General features: G+C 69.3%; 18 protein-coding genes and 1 pseudogene. 15 read left to right on the top strand and 4 right to left on the bottom strand.

The window, feature by feature from the left end; genetic code table 11:
- Positions 1-4: 4 nt before the first annotated feature.
- Positions 5-943: a LysR family transcriptional regulator gene (locus M4V62_RS39855; protein ID WP_249592070.1), complete on the bottom strand. Its 939-nt coding sequence runs from the start codon at positions 941-943 to the stop codon at positions 5-7.
- A gap of 137 nt (positions 944-1,080) precedes the next feature.
- Here M4V62_RS39855 and M4V62_RS39850 point away from each other — a divergent pair, with 137 nt between their 5' ends.
- The 12 genes and pseudogenes from M4V62_RS39850 (at position 1,081) to M4V62_RS39800 (ending at position 10,928) form a co-directional block, all read left to right on the top strand.
- A complete protein-coding gene (locus M4V62_RS39850) occupies positions 1,081-2,085 on the top strand; it encodes a fumarylacetoacetate hydrolase family protein (protein ID WP_249592069.1) in 1,005 nt (334 codons plus the stop codon).
- A 5-nt stretch (positions 2,086-2,090) separates the two neighbouring features.
- Positions 2,091-3,062: a cyclase family protein gene (locus M4V62_RS39845; RefSeq protein WP_249593201.1), complete on the top strand. Its 972-nt coding sequence runs from the start codon at positions 2,091-2,093 to the stop codon at positions 3,060-3,062.
- Positions 3,063-3,142: 80 nt separating this feature from the next.
- On the top strand, positions 3,143-4,285 hold the full coding sequence (locus M4V62_RS39840; RefSeq protein ID WP_249592068.1) for an FAD-dependent oxidoreductase: 1,143 nt from the start codon (positions 3,143-3,145) through the stop codon (positions 4,283-4,285).
- Entirely contained in the window at positions 4,282-5,289 is a 1,008-nt protein-coding gene (locus tag M4V62_RS39835) for an amidohydrolase family protein (protein ID WP_249592067.1), read from the top strand. The genes M4V62_RS39840 and M4V62_RS39835 overlap by 4 nt, the downstream gene beginning before the upstream one ends.
- 5 nt (positions 5,290-5,294) lie before the next feature.
- A complete protein-coding gene (locus M4V62_RS39830) occupies positions 5,295-6,233 on the top strand; it encodes a VOC family protein (protein WP_249592066.1) in 939 nt (312 codons plus the stop codon).
- Positions 6,234-6,334: 101 nt separating this feature from the next.
- A complete protein-coding gene (locus M4V62_RS39825) occupies positions 6,335-7,306 on the top strand; it encodes a fumarylacetoacetate hydrolase family protein (protein ID WP_249592065.1) in 972 nt (323 codons plus the stop codon).
- Positions 7,303-8,040, top strand: coding sequence for an SDR family NAD(P)-dependent oxidoreductase (locus M4V62_RS39820; protein WP_249592064.1), 738 nt, complete (start codon positions 7,303-7,305; stop codon positions 8,038-8,040). The genes M4V62_RS39825 and M4V62_RS39820 overlap by 4 nt, the downstream gene beginning before the upstream one ends.
- 67 nt (positions 8,041-8,107) lie before the next feature.
- A complete protein-coding gene (locus M4V62_RS39815) occupies positions 8,108-8,899 on the top strand; it encodes a CoA transferase subunit A (RefSeq protein WP_249592063.1) in 792 nt (263 codons plus the stop codon).
- Positions 8,899-9,546, top strand: a complete 648-nt coding sequence (locus tag M4V62_RS39810; RefSeq protein WP_249592062.1) for a CoA transferase subunit B — start codon at positions 8,899-8,901, stop codon at positions 9,544-9,546. Before M4V62_RS39815 ends, M4V62_RS39810 begins: the two co-directional genes overlap by 1 nt.
- Before the next feature lie 323 nt (positions 9,547-9,869).
- Positions 9,870-10,241, top strand: a complete 372-nt coding sequence (locus tag M4V62_RS39805; protein WP_347277105.1) for a DUF488 domain-containing protein — start codon at positions 9,870-9,872, stop codon at positions 10,239-10,241.
- An 88-nt stretch (positions 10,242-10,329) separates the two neighbouring features.
- Positions 10,330-10,464: pseudogene (locus M4V62_RS44100) on the top strand (hypothetical protein); the annotation flags it as partial.
- A 164-nt stretch (positions 10,465-10,628) separates the two neighbouring features.
- Positions 10,629-10,928: a hypothetical protein gene (locus M4V62_RS39800; RefSeq protein ID WP_249592061.1), complete on the top strand. Its 300-nt coding sequence runs from the start codon at positions 10,629-10,631 to the stop codon at positions 10,926-10,928.
- Between the two features lie 316 nt (positions 10,929-11,244).
- On the opposite strand, the gene M4V62_RS39795 is transcribed toward M4V62_RS39800, so the two are convergent.
- Positions 11,245-11,580, bottom strand: a complete 336-nt coding sequence (locus tag M4V62_RS39795) for a helix-turn-helix domain-containing protein (RefSeq protein ID WP_249592060.1) — start codon at positions 11,578-11,580, stop codon at positions 11,245-11,247.
- A gap of 704 nt (positions 11,581-12,284) precedes the next feature.
- Here M4V62_RS39795 and M4V62_RS39790 point away from each other — a divergent pair.
- Together M4V62_RS39790 and M4V62_RS39785 are read left to right on the top strand one after the other, a co-directional pair.
- Entirely contained in the window at positions 12,285-12,668 is a 384-nt protein-coding gene (locus M4V62_RS39790) for an ATP-binding protein (RefSeq protein WP_249593200.1), read from the top strand.
- Positions 12,669-12,714: 46 nt separating this feature from the next.
- Positions 12,715-13,074, top strand: a complete 360-nt coding sequence (locus M4V62_RS39785; RefSeq protein ID WP_249592059.1) for a hypothetical protein — start codon at positions 12,715-12,717, stop codon at positions 13,072-13,074.
- A gap of 631 nt (positions 13,075-13,705) precedes the next feature.
- Here the strand turns inward: M4V62_RS39785 and M4V62_RS39780 are convergent.
- On the bottom strand, positions 13,706-15,298 hold the full coding sequence (locus tag M4V62_RS39780; RefSeq protein WP_249592058.1) for an MFS transporter: 1,593 nt from the start codon (positions 15,296-15,298) through the stop codon (positions 13,706-13,708).
- Positions 15,299-15,515: 217 nt separating this feature from the next.
- On the bottom strand, positions 15,516-15,989 hold the full coding sequence (locus tag M4V62_RS39775) for a MarR family winged helix-turn-helix transcriptional regulator (RefSeq protein ID WP_249592057.1): 474 nt from the start codon (positions 15,987-15,989) through the stop codon (positions 15,516-15,518).
- A gap of 1,012 nt (positions 15,990-17,001) precedes the next feature.
- Here M4V62_RS39775 and M4V62_RS39765 point away from each other — a divergent pair.
- Positions 17,002-17,745, top strand: coding sequence for a hypothetical protein (locus tag M4V62_RS39765; protein ID WP_249592056.1), 744 nt, complete (start codon positions 17,002-17,004; stop codon positions 17,743-17,745).
- The last annotated feature ends 6 nt before the right edge of the window (positions 17,746-17,751 follow it).

Raw genomic sequence — 17,751 nt, 5'->3', positions numbered from 1 at the left:
CCTTTCACCCGGCGCTGTTCTCGGCCGGCCCGTCCTGTGGCTGGGGCAGTGCCGCCCCCACCCGCGCGGCGGTCTCCCGCAGCCAGATGTGCGCGGCGTCGTGCGTGTGCACCGGATGCCACCACAGTGCCTCCCGCAAGGAGACCGCCTCGTAGGGAGGTTCCACGACCCGCACAGCGGCGATCGGCGCGAGCCTGCGGGCGAGCCTGGCCTGGACCATGGCGATCCGGCGGGTTCCGGCCACCAGGAGCGGCAGCAGCTGGAAGCTGTCGACGGACACCTCCACGTGCGGCTCCACGCCGAGCATCCCGAGCTGACGCACGGCCGGTGCGTCGTAGGTGCGCTGGTAGGTGACCCACGGCAGGTCCGCGAGGTCCTGGCGGGTGAGCCGGTCCGTGACGGAGGGGTGGTCGTCGGCGACCACGAAGACCCACCGGTCGTCGTAGAGGTCGGTGGCAGGGAAGTCGCTGATGACGCCGTGCGGCATGAGCAGTCCGTCGACGGTGCTGAGCAGGGTGGCGGTGTCGTCGACGACGGTGGGCGGTGTCTGGGTGAAGCGCAGGCGGATGCCAGGGGCCTCCTCATGGATGACGCGGGCGAGTTCGGCGCCGAAGACGGAGACGGCGTAGTCGGAGGCCACCAGCTTGAACTCGCGGCTCTCCACGGCCGGGTCGAACTCGGCCTGGCTGGAGAAGAGCCGTTCGAGGACGTCGTAGGCGGTGGAGGTGCGGTCGAGGAGGACCTGCCCGAGGGCGGTGAGTTCGTAGTGGCCGCCCACGCGGGCGAGCAGGTCGTCGTCGAAGTGACGGCGCAGCCGGGACAGCGCGGCGCTCATGGCGGGCTGGCTCAGTCCGACGCGCTGCCCGGCGCGGGTGACGTTGCGCTCCTCCAGGAGTGCGCGCAGAGCGACGACGAGGTTCAGGTCCAGGCGGGCCAGATTCACGTTCTTTCCCTTGCTGCGTACGGTGTCGGGCGCGCTGACCAGTGGAAATCCATCTGACGGATGACTCTCATCCACACAATCTATTTCCCTGATCGCTGGTGGCGGGTCCAGATTAGTCCCACCGCAATCAGGAGGTCATGTCCGTGAAACCTGCTCCCGCATCCGCGCCCTTCGCCGGCCCCTTCGCCCTCGCGACTCTCTCGGCCCCGGACGGGCCGGCGTTCCCCGCGCTGGTCACGCCCGATGAGCTCGTCGTGGACCTGCGTACCGTCCTGGACGACGACGACCGGCTGACCGTTCGCCGGCTCCTGGAGGGCTGGCCCGCGGTGCTGCCGCGGCTGCGTGCCCTGGCCGGCGACGGCTCCGTGGAGCGCAGGCCGCTGGCGGAGTTCCGGGTGCACGCCCCGGTCGAGCCGCGCCAGGTCTTCCAGTCCGGCGCCAACTACCGCCAGCACGTCATCGACCTGCATGTGGCACACCGCGCGCCGGGCGACGAGCGCCCGGAGGAGGAGCGGCGCGCGGAGGCCGCCGAGATCATGGACCGGCGGGCCGCCGACGACCTGCCGTACGTGTTCATCGGACTGCCGAGCGCCATCACGGGCCCGTACGACGACGTGGAGCTGCCCGCCTGGGCCGAAAAGCCGGACTGGGAGCTGGAGTTGGCGGCGGTGATCGGCCGTCCGGCACACCGAGTATCCGTGGAGGAGGCCCTGGAGTACGTCGCCGGGTACACGATCGCCAACGACCTCACCGACCGCGCGACCGTCTTCCGCCGGGACATGCCGCAGATCGGCACCGACTGGCTGCGCAGTAAGAACGCGCCCGGTTTCACGCCGCTCGGCCCGTGGATCGTGCCGACCGAGGCGATCGCGAACCCCGACGATCTGCGGCTGGTGCTGAAGCTGAACGGCGAGACCATGCAGGACGAGTCCACGAAGGACATGATCTTCAATGTGGCGCGGATGGTCTCCTACGCCTCGCAGTCCGCTCAACTGCTCCCCGGTGACCTGGTGTTGACCGGTTCGCCCGCCGGGAACGGCATGCACTGGGGCCGTCTGCTCCGCGACGGCGACGTGATGGACGGTTCCATCACCGGGCTCGGCGCGCAGCGCACCCGATGTGTGGCGGAGGTGGCGTCGTGACGGCTCTGGACCGGACCGCCCTGGACCGGACCGACCCGGAAGGCGCGATAGCCGAGGCCGCCAAGGCGTACTCGAACTGGGGGCGTTGGGGCGAGGACGACCGGCTGGGCACGCTCAACTTCCTCGACGGGGCCAAGCGCCGTGAGGGCGCCGCGCTCGTGCGGCGCGGCGTAAGTTTCTCGCTCTCCCAGCGCTTCGACATGGACGGCCCGCAGAAGGGCTGGCGGCGCCGGACCAACCCCGTACACACGATGCTCGACACCGGCACCGACGCCGCCCTCGGCAACCAGGGCTTCCCGCACGGCCTCGGCGGCGCCGACGACGTCATCGCGATGCCGCTGCAGTGCTCCACGCAGTGGGACGGGCTCGGCCATATCTTCGACCACGGCAAGGCGTGGAACGGGCGGGACGCGGCGGCCACGGTCACCTCCGAGGGAGACCTGGTCACCGGCATCGAGCACATGGCGCCCTACGTCGCCGGGCGGGGCGTCCTCCTCGACGTCGGCCATGTCGTGGGCGAGGACGGCGAGTTGCCGGACGGCTTCGCGATCACCGAGGAGCATCTGAGCGCGACCGCCGAGGCGCACGGCGTGGCCGTCGGCCGCGGCGACCTCGTGCTGGTGCGCACCGGGCGCCTCGCGCGGGCCAGGCGCGAGGGCTGGGGCGAGTACGCGGGTGGCCCGGCGCCGGGTCTCTCGTTCACCACGGCGGGCTGGCTGCACCGTACCGAGATCGCGGCGATCGCCACCGACACCTGGGGCTTCGAGGTCCGGCCCAACGAGTTCGACCACGCCTTCCAGCCGCTGCACCAGGTCGCCATCCCCAACATGGGCCTGCTCATCGGCGAGATGTGGGACCTGGACGCCCTCGCCGACGACTGCGCACGCGACGGCGCGTACGACTTCTGGCTGACCGCCGCTCCCCTGCCGATCACCGGCGCCGTCGGCTCGCCCGTCAGCCCGATCGCCGTCAAATAGCCCTCAACCGACCGGTCCTCGACCGACTGGCTCTCAACCGGCCGGTCCTCAACCGCCTTGAGGGACAAAGGAGTTCCCATATGAACACACCCCGCACGGTTCTCGTCATCGGCGGCGGCGCGGCCGGCAGCGCCGCCACGATCCTGCTGCGCCGCGCCGGTATCGCCGTTGACCTGATCGAGGCCAAGGACGACTGGAACGCCACCGCGGGCTCCGGCATCACCCTCCAGGGCAACGCCCTGCGCGTGCTCCGTGAGCTCGGCGTGTGGGAGCACGTGGAGAAGTCCGGCTACGGTTTCGGCGCGGTCGGCATCACCGCCCCCGACGGCACCGTCCTGCACGTCGCGGAAGACCTGCGTACCGGCGGTGACGACCTGCCCGCCACCGTCGGCATGCAGCGCCCGCAGTTGCAGCGCATCCTGATCGACGCAGTCCGCACGAGCGGCGCCCGCGTCCGCCTCGGCGTCCGCGCCGAGTCCCTGGCCCAGTCCGCCGACAAGGGCGGGGACGGCGTCACCGTCCGCTTCAGCGACGGCACCGCATCCCGCTACGACCTGGTGATCGCCGCCGACGGCCTGGGCTCCACCACCCGCGCGGCCATCGGCATCACGGACCGGCCCGAGCCCACAGGCATGGCCATCTGGCGGATCGCCGCACCCCGCCCGGCCGGCGTGACCCGCACCGACCTCGCCTACGGCGGCCCCGCGTACATCGCCGGCTACTGCCCGACCAGCGAGAGCACGCTCTACGCGTACGTCGTCGAGGCCAGCCGCGACCGGGCGTCCATACCGGCGGACTCCTACGCGGACGAGATGCGCGGGCTCGCCGCGCACTACGGCGGCCACTGGCCCGAGATCACCGCGCACATCACCGACCCGGCCCAGGTCAACTACACGTGGTTCGACCGGATGCTGGTCGAGGGATCCTGGCACCGCGGCCGCGTCGTCCTCGTCGGCGACGCCGCGCACTGCTGCCCGCCCACCCTCGCCCAGGGCGCGGCCCTTTCGATGGAGGACGCCTGGGTGCTCACCCAGATGCTGACCGCCGCCGACACCTGGGACGACGCGCTGTTCCAGGCGTACTACGAGCGGCGGATGCACCGCGTGCGCCCCGTCGTCGAAGCCTCCGTACAGATCGGCCAGTGGCAGCTCGACGGAGTGCGCGACGCGGACGTGCCCGGACTGATGGGCCGCACCATGACCATGCTGCGGGAGCTGCCGTGACGACGCCGCCCACCGTCGACGTGCACGCCCATGTCCTGCTGCCGGAGATCGAGACGCTGGTGGACGGCCTGCCGGGCCTTGCCGATGCGAAGGCCCTGGACGCCCGCCGCAACGGACCGGCCGCGCTGAAGGCCAACGGCCCGATGATCGGCGAACGCATCCCCCGCCTCACCGATCCGTCGGCCCGCCTCGCCGCGATGGACGCCCAGGGCGTCGACGTCCAACTCGTCAGCCCGTCACCCTCGCACTACCACTACTGGGCGGACGAGGAGACGGCCGAGAAGGTGTACCGGCTGGCCAACGAGGCGACGGCGGCGCACTGCGCGGCCGCGCCGGACCGGCTGCGCGGTCTCGGCCTCGTACCGCTCCAGCATCCGGAGACCGCCGTACGAGCCCTCGAACACGCCCTGGAACAAGGGCTGTCGGGGGTGGAGATCTCCAGCCACACGCCCGGTCGCGAGCTGTCCGACCCGGCGTACGAACCGCTGTGGACGCGGGCCGAGGAGACGGGAGCGATCCTCTTCCTGCACCCCTTCGGCTGCACCCTCGACGAGCGCCTGGACCAGTGGTATCTGTCCAACACGGTCGGCCAGCCCACCGAGAACGCCGTGGCGCTGTCGCACCTCATCTTCTCCGGCGTCCTGGACCGCCACCCCGGCCTGAAGATCGTCGCGGCGCACGGCGGGGGCTATCTGCCCACCCACATCGGCCGCTCCGACCACGCCTGGACGGCGCGCTCCGACGCCGGCGCGGGCTGCGCCCACCTGCCCAGCAGCTACCTCAAGCGCCTGTACTTCGACTCGCTGGTCCACGACCCCTATGTCCTGCGGGAGTTGGTGCGGGTGGCAGGCGCGGACCGGGTGCTGCTCGGTTCCGACTTCCCCTTCGACATGGGCACCGACGACCCGGTCGGCGCCCTGCGCGCCGCCCGGCTCCCGGACGCCGACTTCCACGCCGTACGGGGCGGCAACGCGGCCGCCCTCCTCCGCCTCCGGAAGGACTGACCCCCATGAGCGGACGCCTGCTCACCCACCTCCGGCACGTCGACCTCGCCGTGCCCGACTACGACAAGCAGCTCGACTTCTACTCCGGCGTCTGGGGCCTGACCAAGGTCGCCGAGGACTCCGGAATCTCCTTCCTGGCCGCCGAGGGATCGCCCGAACAGTACGTGGTGCGCCTGCGCAAGGCGGCCGACAAGCGCCTGGACCTCGTCTCGTACGGCGCGGCATCGCGCGCGGACGTGGACACCCTCGCCGCTCAACTCGCCTCTAGTGAGGTGCAGTTGATATCGGAACCGGGCGCGGTCGACACGCCCGGCGGCGGCTACGGCTTCCGCTTCTTCGACGTCGACGGCCGCACCATCGAGGTCTCCACGGACGTCGAGGTACGGCAGCATCGCAAGATCGAGGAGAAGGAGGCCATCCCCGTCAAGCTCTCCCACGTGGTCCTCAACTCCCCCGACCTGAACCGGACCCGCGAGTGGTACGAGCGCCATCTCGGCTTCGCCCTCTCCGACACGCTGTCCTCACCGCACATGGGGGAGGTCATGCACTTCATGCGGATCAGCAACCAGCACCACTCCATGGCCATCGCCCAGGGCCCGCACACCGCCCTGCACCACGTCTCCTTCGAGATGCGCGGCATCGACGAGTACATGCGCGGCTCCGGCCGCGTCATGCGCGCCGGATTCCAGAAGATCTGGGGGCCCGGACGGCACATGGCGGGCGACAACACCTTCACGTACTTCCTCGACCCGCACGGCAACACCGTCGAGTACACGACCGAGCTGGAGGAGCTGGACGAGGACACCTGGCACCCCCACGTCTACGACTTCTCGCAGCCCGAGGTCACCGACCAGTGGGGCACCGCCAACCCCATGAACGAACTCGTCGCCAAGGAGTCGTTCAACGACCCCGACCGCGGCGTCTTCATCGCCCCGCCGGTCTGACCCGACCGGATCCGCCCCCGAGTTCCGGGGGCGCGGCGGCCCTGTCCATGCCCTGACTCCGCCCTCCGCGCCCCCGGCCCCTGCCCGCGTCAGGAGCCCCCATGCGATTCGCCACCTACGAACACCAGCACCGCACCCGCGTAGCAGTCGTCGAGGCGGACGGCACGCTCTACCCGCTGCCCGGCACCACGTCACTCACCGACCTGGTGCGCTCCGGCGGCGGCCTGCCCGCCCTGCTCGACGCGGGCGCCGCCGCGCTCGACGTACCGCCCGGCCCGCACGTCTCCCAAGTGCGGCTGCTGCCCCCTCTCCAGCCGTCCTCCGTACGGGACTTCGTCACGTTCGAGGAACACGTCGAAGGCGTGCGCAAGGCCGTGGACGGCGTCGCCGGAGTGCCCGAGCAGTGGTACACGGCGCCCACCTTCTACTTCACCAACCCGCACGCGATCTACGGACCGGGCGACGACATCCCGATGCCGCCCGGCTCGGCCGCCCTCGACTACGAACTCGAAGTCGCCGCCGTCATCGGCCGCGAGGGCAGCGACCTCACGCCAGGACAGGCCCGCGACCACATCATCGGCTACACCGTCTTCAACGACTGGTCCGCCCGCGACCTCCAGTCCGCCGAGATGAAGGTCGGCCTCGGCCCCTGCAAGGGCAAGGACACCGCCACCACCCTCGGCCCGTACCTGGTCACGGCCGACGAACTGGAGCCGTACCGCACCCCGGACGGCTTCCTGCGCCTGGCCCTGACCGCCGAGGTCAACGGCCAGGTGACCGGCAAGGACCTGCTCTCCAACATGAGCTGGACCTTCGAGGAGATGGTCGCCTACGCCTCGCGCGGCACCCGCGTCGTCCCCGGCGACGTCCTCGGCTCCGGCACCTGCGGCAACGGCGGCTGCCTCGCCGAACTGTGGGGCCTGCGCGGCGAACAGACCCCACCGCCCCTCGGCCCCGGCGACACCGTCACCCTCACCGTCGAAGGCATCGGCACGGTCTCCAACACCGTGGTCGCCGGCGCCGCGCCGGTCGCCCTGCCCTCCGGCCGGCGCCGCTCCCGGGAACGGCCGTGAGGCTCCGCGGCAAGGTCGTGGTCATCACCGGCGCGGCCCGCGGCCAGGGCGCCGCCGAAGCCGAGACGCTCACCCAGGAGGGCGCCCGTGTCATCGCCACAGACGTCACGAAGGCCCCGGGCATCCACCCGCTCGACGTCACCGACGAGGCACAGTGGGCCCAACTCGCCGCGGAACTGAGTGAGTCGTACGGGCAGATCCACGGCCTGGTCAACAACGCGGGCATCACCTGGCGCGCCCGCCTCGACGAGATACGCGCCGACGACTTCGCCCGCGTGCACGCCGTGAACGTCACCGGCCCGCTCCTCGGCATCCAGCACCTCACCCCGCTGATGCCGCCCGGCGCCTCGATCGTCAACGTCGGCTCCTCCGCAGCCCTCACTGCCCACTACCCGGTCGCCTACACGGCCAGCAAGTGGGCACTGCGCGGCCTGTCCAAGACCGCCGCAATGGAACTCGGGCCGCGCGGCATCCGCGTCAACACGATTCACCCCGGCTTCATCGAGACGGAAATGACCGCGTCGGCCGCCCCCGCCTTCCGCGAGAGCAACCTCCGCGAGACCCCGCTCGGCCGCACCGGCACGGTCGACGAGATCACCCCACTCGTCGCGTTCCTGCTGTCGGACGACGCCTCCTTCATCACGGGGGCCGAGATCCCGGTCGACGGCGGCTACACCGCCCATGGCGGCGCCAAGTCGATCTCCGACGCCCTGCGAGCGGCAGCGGACACGTGAAGCGCCCGGAGGGCAAGGCCGCCCTCACTCCGGGCCCACCCCCTCCCTGAAAGGACCGCGTACCACCGTGGACAAAGTCATCGGCAGCGCCGCAGAGGCGGTCGCCGACATCCCCGACGGCGCCTCCCTCGCCGTCGGCGGCTTCGGCCTCTCCGGCATCCCCGCCACCCTCATTGACGCCCTCCACGCCCAGGGGGCAGGCGAGTTGAGGATCGTCTCGAACAACTGCGGCGTCGAAGACCACGGCCTGGGCGTGCTGCTCTCCGCCGGACGCATCGCCCGCGTCACCGGCTCCTACGTCGGCGAGAACAAGGAGTTCGCCCGCCAGTACCTCGCCGGAGAACTGGAGGTCGAACTCACCCCGCAGGGCACCCTCGCCGAACGCCTGCGCGCGGGCGGGGCCGGCATCCCTGCCTTCTACACCCCGGCCGGCGTCGGCACACAGGTGGCGGACGGCGGCCTGCCCTGGCGCTACGCCCCGGACGGCACCGTCGCCGTGGCCTCCCCGCCCAAGGAGACCCGCACCTTCCACGACCGCCCGCACGTCCTGGAGCACGGCATCACCACCGATTACGCCCTGGTACGCGCCTGGCGCGGAGACCGCCACGGCAACCTCGTCTTCCGCCGCGCAGCCGCCAACTTCAACCCCCTGGCCGCCATGGCCGGCCGCGTCACCCTTGCCGAGGTCGAAGAACTCGTGGAACCGGGCGAGTTGTCTCCCGACGCCGTCCACCTCCCCGGGATCTTCGTCCAGCGGATGGTGCGCCTCACCCCGGAACAGGCCGCCGCCAAACGAGTCGAGCGCCGGACGACTTCCACGCCTTCGACGCCTTCGACACGAGAGTCGGTACGTTCCTGATGCCCTGGACCCGCGACCAGATGGCCGCCCGCGCCGCCGCCGAACTCACCGACGGCTCGTACGTCAATCTCGGCATCGGCCTGCCGACCCTGATCCCCGGCCACCTCCCGCCCGGCGTCCATGTCGTCCTGCACTCGGAGAACGGCATCCTGGGCACCGGCCCGTACCCCACGGACTCGGAAGTCGACCCCGACCTGATCAACGCCGGCAAGGAGACGGTGACCGTCCGGCCGGGCGCCGCCTTCTTCGACTCCGCCCTCTCTTTCGGCATGATCCGCGGCAGCCACATCGACACCGCCGTCCTCGGTGCCATGCAGGTCTCCGCCCGCGGCGACCTCGCCAACTGGATGATCCCCGGCAAGATGGTCAAAGGCATGGGCGGCGCCATGGACCTCGTCCACGGCGCCCGCCGCGTCATCGTCCTGATGGACCACACCGCCAAGGACGGCACCCCCAAGATCCTCGACGAGTGCACCCTGCCCCTGACCGGCGAACGCTGCGTCCACCGCGTCATCACCGACCTCGGTGTCCTCGACGTCACCCCCGACGGCCTCACCCTCATCGAGACCGCCCCCGGCACCACTCTCGACGACATCACGCGCCGAACGGCGGCGCCGCTCCACGTGCACGGGCCCGCAGCGAACTGACAGATCCTCGGACCCAGGTCCGGTCCGCAACGTCTTCACCAGCAGTTCGTCCCGACGGTCGGTGAGGCGAGTCATCCGGCGGCGCGGGCAGCGGACCTCGGGCGGGGTCTGGGAAGGACTGAATCACCCGTGCGACGACGCGGCATCTGACCTCGGGGGCATCCATCGCGGGTGGCGTTGGCGACGCCCGCATTGGCCATGAGACGGCTCGGCCCGGGCCTGCGTGCCCTCGGCCGAATTGGCGCGCCTTGAGGGTGGGGGAGCAATTCAGCCAGGTTTCTTCACTGTTGGAGCATTGGCCGAAGTCCTCGGTGTCTCGCTCGATGAGCTATTCCGGCAGGCACAGCGGCGAGAGGCCGGTCTGTGGTCCGCCGGGTATGAGGGGCGGGACATCGATTCCTACGTCGCCTCCCTGCAAGACGCGCAGATCAGCATGGTCGCCGACGTCCGCCTGCCCCGCCAAGGACAACCGTGCCCCCTTCGGGGAAGGACGCACCAGCGAGGGCCGAGCCCGCTTCCGCAGCCTGCTGCACTCCGAAGCGGCGCAAGCCGACCTCGGTGAACTCGCGGAACACGCAGGCCAGGCCCGAGTGGCGGTGCTGTGCTTCGAGAGAGACCAACAGCGCTGCCACCGACACGTCGTCCTAGAGACCCTGCGCAAGCGCACGTCACTACCCGTCAGCCCCTTGGCCTGACTTCAACTCCCCTACACGGCCGCGCCTTTGCGCGTGCCCACCACCTCACTTCCAATCTGGTCCAGACGCAACGGACCGGGGGTGGGGTATGGCAGGAGCGTGGGAGCGCGCGCGAATACTGATCACGGTCAAGACGTATCCAGAACTGTCAACGAAGTACCGCGAGACCAGCTGCGTCGCCGGCATACGCCTCGATCGCGGCGCCCTCGAGCACGTACGACTGCTCATGGGAACGATCAGAGCTCCCGAGTGGAATCCCCCCACTCCCCTGCGCGCAAGGATCGCCGCTGCTTCCTGAGGTCAGCCTCCACCTGACCGACCCCCTCACCGACCAGTGGGAACACCAACTGAGTCTGACTCCCGCAACGGGAAGCCGACGACCTCGATATGGAGCGCATAACCGGCATCGCCGTCGTCGCAGCCGCCCACTCCGACGTGTATGCGGCCACCGGCCGCCTCCTGGGGCTGCTGACCGCCGTGCTGCGTTCCCTGGCAGGAGAGGGATCGCGCTGGCCCGACAGACCCTCTCGGCCGTCGACGAGATGCCCCGCCCCCAAGGCACAAGCCATCAGGGAACTGTGGCTCCGCGATCTCGCGCTCACCACCTGGCACGTCCTGCGGGCAGACCACAGGTCTCACGATCCGGCAGGACGGAAAGCCTTCCTCGGCGCCTGGACAAGCATCTGAACGCCTTCTCCTCCAACAGGCCGCGCAAGGCTTACGGTGCTCGAGTGTGCGGCACGAGGCGCACGTCCCCGGCCGAGGTCGCACCGGCCCCACCCCTCAATAGAACAGGGCCGCGCAGTCAATGCCGCACGGCCCTGACGCTGTACACCTCAGGTCCTGGCGACGCCGGGCACGAGAGCGCAGGCCATGGGAACTCCGAACCACGACAGTTGGCTCAGACGTTTGACGCCGACGCACGACACGTACGACACGTACGATCACGCCGCACACCGGGACTGTGCGTGCGATGCCCGCCCATGCCGACGGGCACGTACGATCACGCTGCGGTCGGCGGACTGGATGATCCAGCACTGCGCTCTTCGGCGTTGATGCGTTGGGCTTCTTCGAGTTGGTCTTCGAGGATGACGATGCGGCAGGCGGCCTCGATGGGGGTGCCCTGGTCGACGAGTTGTCGGGCGCGGGCGGCGATGCGTAGTTGGTAGCGGGAGTAGCGGCGGTGTCCGCCCGCGGAGCGCAGCGGGGTGATGAGGCGGGCTTCGCCGATGGCGCGCAGGAAGCCTTGTGTGGTGCCGAGTATCTCGGCGGCCCGGCCCATGGTGTAGGCGGGGTAGTCGTCGTCATCGAGACGGCCGAACGTGTCGTCTGCTGTCATCTGCACCTCTTTGTGGAACGCGTGGAGGGGCCCGGGTGCCGTACTGGCACCCGGGCCCCGAAGGAAACTGCTACACCATCTGCCGGCCCTAGTGCTGCGCCGGCTTTCTGTTTCCGCTGGCCCGACCTGGAAGTTGTCGGGGTTGCGGGGATCGCGGTTGCTTGACCGGAGACCACCTCACTATCGATGTCCTGCGGTACCCGGACTCAACACTCCGCCCGGGCGATCCTGATGGCGCGAAGCTCCTCCGTTCTTCCCTCTTGATCAACTACATACCGAAGGGGACTGCGTACTGCTGGTACTGCCCTACTGCGTACTGCTGGTGATACGAACTACTGGTGGCCTGCGACAGCGCCACTCTTCGGCAGCCAGCCCCGTCGCCTCTCCTGCGTCTGCTCTGGCTTAGAATCCCACTGCCGAACCTCCCGGCGCGCGCGCCCGCAGCCGACGCCTTCACCGAGGTGCTGCTCACTTGCCTTCACTGCTGATTACTGCGAACTGCACTTACAGGTACTGCACCAGCGGGTACTGCTGCCCGGCAGTTCATCCCTGCCGGGCCCTGCTGTCTTTCTGGCTACGAGAGAAACCATAACCACACCACCACCCAATGTCTACTCCCGCCGTCACAGATTTCCGCGTGTTCGACAGTGAGGTAATCGACCTCGACGCCGACGAGGGCAGACGCGAAGACCGTCACCGCCGGAATAACGGGCCACAGGCCGGGGCACAAGCACCGGAGCGTCAACGTCGCACCCGTCCCCTGCGCGACACCCGTCGCCGACGCACGCGAGAGCGCCCGGGATTCCCTCGGGAGGCTCGTACCGGCAATGGCGGCCAAGGCCGCCGACACCGTGAACCTGGCCGTCTCGCAACTCGTCACCAACGCGCTGCGCCACGGCGACGGCACCTGCACCCTGAACCTGACCACACACCCGGACACCGTCGAGATGGCCGTACGTGACCGCAGCCCGCACGCACCACGCCCGCGCACCCCCGACCTGGACGGCGACACCGGAGGCTTCGGCCGGCCCACCGTCACCCGCCGAGCCTCCGGCGGCAAGACCGTGAGCGCGCGTCTCGCCGGGTAGCCCCACCGCCGTATCAGCTGGAGCACCGGCGAATACAATTCGCCTCATGTCGAAGCATGATGAGCTGCTCGTGGCCATCGCCGCCCTGGTGGAGTCCGGGCAGAGCAATCAGATGTCCCTGACCGTCGTCACCGATGGCGCTGTCATCACCGGTCGACTGGCTCCCGAAACAGTGTGGCGTCAGCGTGTCTCAGAGGTCCTGACGGACTCCACCCACCTGGGAGAGTTCTCCGTCATCTTCGATACCGCCACCGAGAAGAACGGGCCGCCCACACATCTACACTTCCACGTCGCCCGAATCCTGCAGGGCACGGTGGGGATCCCCGAAACCGGCGGGATGTACCGCGTCGCGATCGAGGACATCAACGCCTGGACCGTGGGCGACTTCAGCTATTCCGACCACTGAGCCACCAGAGCACCGGCATTGAACAGCGGTGCGGGGCCGACCGGCGCGCCGGTCGGCCCCATGACTGAGCCAGTGTCCACAGGTGTCGTTTCGAGCTGACTCTGGGAGCCGTTTGGGCTGGTTCCGCATGCTCAATATCAGTGCGCTTGATGTCGCTCGTACTTACGAGGGTCTTGCGCGCGCCCTGGATGCGACCGTGGGCGGCCCTCCGGCCTTCCCTCTCCATCTCAAGGCCGGCGCCGACTTAGGGGCTCAGCTGGTCTGGCTGTTCACGCGTCTGGGCAGGCACGACATCAAGGCCCACATGTCGGCGAGCGGCCCGCCAATCGTGCCGAGGCCGAACCCGCGCATCACGAGGGGGACGGTCATCGTGAGGGGCGTCAGGTCGCTCTGCCGAAGGAAGTCCCGAGACCAACCCGTCAAGCATCTCCCTGGACCTCACACACGGGGAGTTCCGCACGACCGTTGACAATTTGACGCATCGTCCGGCCTGACCCCTCACGTACGAGAAGTGGGTCCCGCAACGCCCGATCGCGTCGCGGGACCCACTGGAAGGCCCGGCCGAACGTGAGGAGTACCTGTCCCTCACAGCTACCGCGCTCACCTCGGCCGGGGCCGGCCCGTCCTGCCCTCAGTGACGGGCCGCCTCGGGATTGCGCCGTACGCCGACCACCGCGAGCAGAGCGCCCAGCACGCACAGCACGCCCGAGACGAGCACGGCGGTGTGTACGCCGTTCATGAACGCCTGGTGGCTTCCCTCGACTACGGCGGACTTGAGCTGCGCAGGCATCTCACCGGTGACCGGTGCGACGCCCATCGCCACGGCGTCCTTCGCCTCGCTCAGTCCGTGGGCCGCGTCGGCCGGCACCCCGGACGAGGTCAGCTCGCCGGTCAGCGTCGAGCCGACGCGGCTGCTGATCAGAGACACCAGGACGGAGGTGCCCAGCGCACCGCCGACCTGCAACGCGGTCGCCTGAAGGCCGCCGGCGACACCGCCGTCCTTGACCGGTGCGTTACCGACGATCGCGTCGGAGGACGACGCCATCACCATGCCGACACCCAGCCCGAGCGCGATGAACGGGGGCCACATCGCGGCGTACGAAGAGTCCGCACCCCACCCGAGCATCGCGAAGCAGGCGCCCGCCTGGAGCACCATGCCCAGCGGCATCGTCAGCCGGGGGCCGAACCTGTCGGTGAGCGCGGCGCCCAGCGGTGAGGCCACGACCGACGCGAGGCTCAACGGCAGGGTGCGCACGCCGGCCTCGACCGGGGAGAAGCCGTGCACGCTCTGCAAGTACAGCATCACGAAGAAGATCGTTCCGAGCAGGACGAAGAAGTTCAGCGCTGTGATGACGGTGCCGATGGTCAGCGCCGGATTGCGGAAGAGGCGCATCGGCAGCAGCGGGTGCGCCACCCGGGTCTCGTACCAGCCGAACAGCAGCAGGATCACCACGCCTCCGACGATGGCACCCAGGGTGCCGCCCGAAGTCCAGCCCCACGTCTCGCCCTTGACGACGCCGAAGACGACGGCGAGGAGGCCGAGTGCGAGCAGTACGACGCCGGGGACGTCGAACTTCTCCTGGGCGGCAGCGGTGTTCTTGCTCTGCGGCAGCACGGCGATGCTGAAGACGAGCGCGATGACGCCGATGGGTGCGTTGATGTAGAAGACCGACTCCCAGTTGACGTGCTCGATGAGCAGGCCGCCCACGATGGGGCCGAGCGCGGTGGAGACGGAGGACACCATGGCCCAGACGCCAACCGCCATGCCGAACTTCTTGGGCGGGAACACGGCACGGAGCAGGCCCAGGGTGTTGGGCATCAGCAGCGCGCCGAAGAAGCCCTGGAGCGCGCGGAAGGCAATGACCCCTTCGATGGATCCGGCCAGGCCGATGGCCACGGAGGCAACGGTGAAGCCCGCGACTCCGACCAGGTAGAAGGTGCGGCGGCCGAAACGGTCGCCGAGCTTGCCGCCGAGGATCAGAGCCGCGGCGAGGGCGAGCAAGTAGGAGTTGGTGACCCACTGGAGGTCGGCTGTGGAGGCATTCAGGTCTCGGCCGATCTCCGGGTTGGCGATCGCGACGACCGAGCCGTCGAGGCCGACCATGAAGAGGCCGAAGGCGACGGCGAGCAGAGTCAGCCAGGGGTTGGCGCGTCGGCCGCGCGGCTCGTCCACCTGGCCCGAACGGGCAGGTGGAGCCGAGGGATTCAGGACGTCGGAGGGCATGAAGGTGTCTGTCCTTCGTGAGAAAACGAACGTGGAGACGCGGACGGGAGCGCGCGTCCGCGCATGACGGAGCGGTTGTCCGGGACCGGACCTGGGTGTCCGGATACGAGAAAGGGAGATGCCACCCCGTCGACACGTGCGGAAAGGCCCGTACGGTTCGTACGAGTACGCGCGTGGCGGGCCACGAGGAGTCCGGAAGGGCAGTCCTGTACGCGTGTCAGTGAGTGGCGTGGGGAAGGCGCTCGTTCAGCGCTTCCAGCGCGCCCAGCGCCGAGCCGAGGGCATCCAGTTCGCCATCGGTCATGGTCCGCAGCGCCCGGACGACCAAGCCGCTCATCAGGTCCTGGACCTCGGCGAGCTCCTGCCGCGAGGTCGAGGTGAGGTGCAGGTGCGCGACGCGCTTGTCGGCGGAGTCCGGCCGACGCTCCAGCAGACCCTGCTGGGTCAGCTGGGTCACCAGCGCGCTCACGTTGTTCGGCTTCATCAGCAGGGCCTCTGCCGCCTTGCGCACCGTGACCCCGTCGTTGGCCTCGACGTGACGGAGCAGTGCGATCTGCGCCTCGGGCGGCTTGGGGGTCTGCGTGTGCGGACCGATCTGCCGCTCCATGGAGCGGGCCAGCGCAGGCAGGCACGACACGAGCACAGTGGCTACGTGGTCGATGTCCTGGGCGGACGCGCTGGGCCGGGTCATGACCAGCACTCTAGGTATAGAGGCATACCTATGTCAAAATATCTACTCACCTCAGGGGCCTCGGAAGTCGACTTGGCGCGCCAGTAGGCCTCGTACACCACCTGCTCGCGTCCCGGCAGGGCGGCCGGGTCGGCGACGACGTCCGGCAGACCGAGTCCACGCAGTGGGCGAGCGCGTTGAGACCGGAGGCGACACTCATCGCCACGGGCAGGGACAGGGTGAGTTCCGCGCCATGGACCACCGAGCGGGGCAGGACCTGTGGGTCCGAGTCTGTGGCCTTACCTGCCCCTTCCGTCAGTCCCCGAACGCTGGTGACCTGTGAGTTCGCGCAGGCCGTGGGGACGGCAGCTTCGAGCCTTCCGAGTGGAAGTGCGCGAGGAGTAGGGAGCCGCCGCCCCGGGGAGTCGGGGCTAGGCGAGGGGGACGGCGATGTTCAACGACGAAAGCCTGCCGCCGGAGGGCTTGGGTGAGGTGGTAGTCGGCGGCATCAGATCACGGATTCACCTGTGCTCGACAGCATGTAAGCGCTATAACACAAGTAGTGATGCGACCATTGGCAGGACAGGGCGATGTGCACCTTATTCCTCCTTGCAGCCGGGCTCTCTCGGCTGACCCACCTGGTGCGGCGCTGATGGGCGGCCGTAAGCGTTGGGGTGAGGCGGCATTCAGTGTGGGGCAGCTTCCGGTGGTCGCCGAAGCCGCACCTGAGTGGTACTCCACCCGCCTTCCGGACTCCTACTACCAACCTGAGGTGCTCACCAACCTCGCGCCGGACGCTCAGCTCTACTACTCCTGTCCGGCTTGCACGCGGCATTGGCGGGTCAACCCCAGCCTATGGAGTGACCCACCCGGAGGGTTCGCCTGCCCGTGTGCTCCATCCGCTGCTCTCGACCCAATTCGGCTGCGGCCGAGGGCGGGGTTTCTGTGCCGGGACTGCAGCGCGGAGTACACGAACTTCATCAATCCGTGGGACCGGCCCGGGCGTTGCCCGCGATGTCTCTCCCGTAAGAGCATGTTCTGGTCGGCCAAGCCCGGTCGGCGCATCCCGGATCTGTTCTTCAGCACCCCCTCCAGCGGTGGGGTTTCCAAGGCCATCCACCGGTGGAATGCCGACTCTGCGGCGGATTTGGGTCGGCTTGCGGCGGAGATGGAATTGGTCCTTGACCTGCCTGGAGCCGAGCGTCACCTGGTCGCCATAGCGCTGTTTGCCTCCCGTTTGCGCGCGGTGGCGGGAACTGATCAGGACCGCGTGGCCCTGATGAACTTCGAAGCGACGGCACTTCGGGAAAGCTACAAGTCGACGACAGACGTCACTGCCGGATGGACCGCGCTGCGGCTCTACTTGGATGCGGCGGCGATGGTCCGGGGGAAGCTAGCGGAGGCGCGGATTACTCTCAACGTCGCGCGCGCGGCCTACAGCCTCCTCGCGATCAAACAGCCGCTTGTCCTTGCCGCGACCGGGGACGGTGATCTGCTGCGCATCATCGGGCTAAGCGCGGCGGAACATTCCCTCGTTGTGCGCGGTAAAGGGATCGACGACCGGGACGCGGCGGACGCGCCGGCGCGGGTCTGGCACCTGATGGGTGATCTCTGCGCCACGAGCTCAAGTTGGGAGTCGCTGGTTGAGGCTCGGCAGTACTACGACGAGGCGCTCGCGAGGCCGGGCCTGCCCATCGCCATCCGAGAGTCGATCGTCGCGAGCCAGGAACGGGTCAACGCACAGATGGCCCGATCGTGTGGCAAGGACGGCTTCTGATGCCGG

Source organism: Streptomyces durmitorensis (assembly GCF_023498005.1).
Lineage (GTDB): Bacteria > Actinomycetota > Actinomycetes > Streptomycetales > Streptomycetaceae > Streptomyces > Streptomyces durmitorensis.
This window is presented reverse-complemented; position numbering and strand designations above follow the sequence as displayed.

Bases quoted from the DNA above. Each gene is read 5' to 3' on its own strand.
- M4V62_RS39850 (WP_249592069.1), top strand. From the start codon at position 1,081: ATGTCCGTGAAACCTGCTCCCGCATCCGCGCCCTTCGCCGGCCCCTTC.
- M4V62_RS39840 (WP_249592068.1), top strand. From the start codon at position 3,143: ATGAACACACCCCGCACGGTTCTCGTCATCGGCGGCGGCGCGGCCGGC.
- M4V62_RS39830 (WP_249592066.1), top strand. From the start codon at position 5,295: ATGAGCGGACGCCTGCTCACCCACCTCCGGCACGTCGACCTCGCCGTG.
- M4V62_RS39825 (WP_249592065.1), top strand. From the start codon at position 6,335: ATGCGATTCGCCACCTACGAACACCAGCACCGCACCCGCGTAGCAGTC.
- M4V62_RS39810 (WP_249592062.1), top strand. From the start codon at position 8,899: ATGCCCTGGACCCGCGACCAGATGGCCGCCCGCGCCGCCGCCGAACTC.
- M4V62_RS39805 (WP_347277105.1), top strand. From the start codon at position 9,870: ATGAGCTATTCCGGCAGGCACAGCGGCGAGAGGCCGGTCTGTGGTCCG.
- M4V62_RS39800 (WP_249592061.1), top strand. From the start codon at position 10,629: ATGGAGCGCATAACCGGCATCGCCGTCGTCGCAGCCGCCCACTCCGAC.
- M4V62_RS39795 (WP_249592060.1), bottom strand. From the start codon at position 11,580: ATGACAGCAGACGACACGTTCGGCCGTCTCGATGACGACGACTACCCC.
- M4V62_RS39785 (WP_249592059.1), top strand. From the start codon at position 12,715: ATGTCGAAGCATGATGAGCTGCTCGTGGCCATCGCCGCCCTGGTGGAG.
- M4V62_RS39780 (WP_249592058.1), bottom strand. From the start codon at position 15,298: ATGCCCTCCGACGTCCTGAATCCCTCGGCTCCACCTGCCCGTTCGGGC.
- M4V62_RS39775 (WP_249592057.1), bottom strand. From the start codon at position 15,989: ATGACCCGGCCCAGCGCGTCCGCCCAGGACATCGACCACGTAGCCACT.
- M4V62_RS39765 (WP_249592056.1), top strand. From the start codon at position 17,002: ATGTTCTGGTCGGCCAAGCCCGGTCGGCGCATCCCGGATCTGTTCTTC.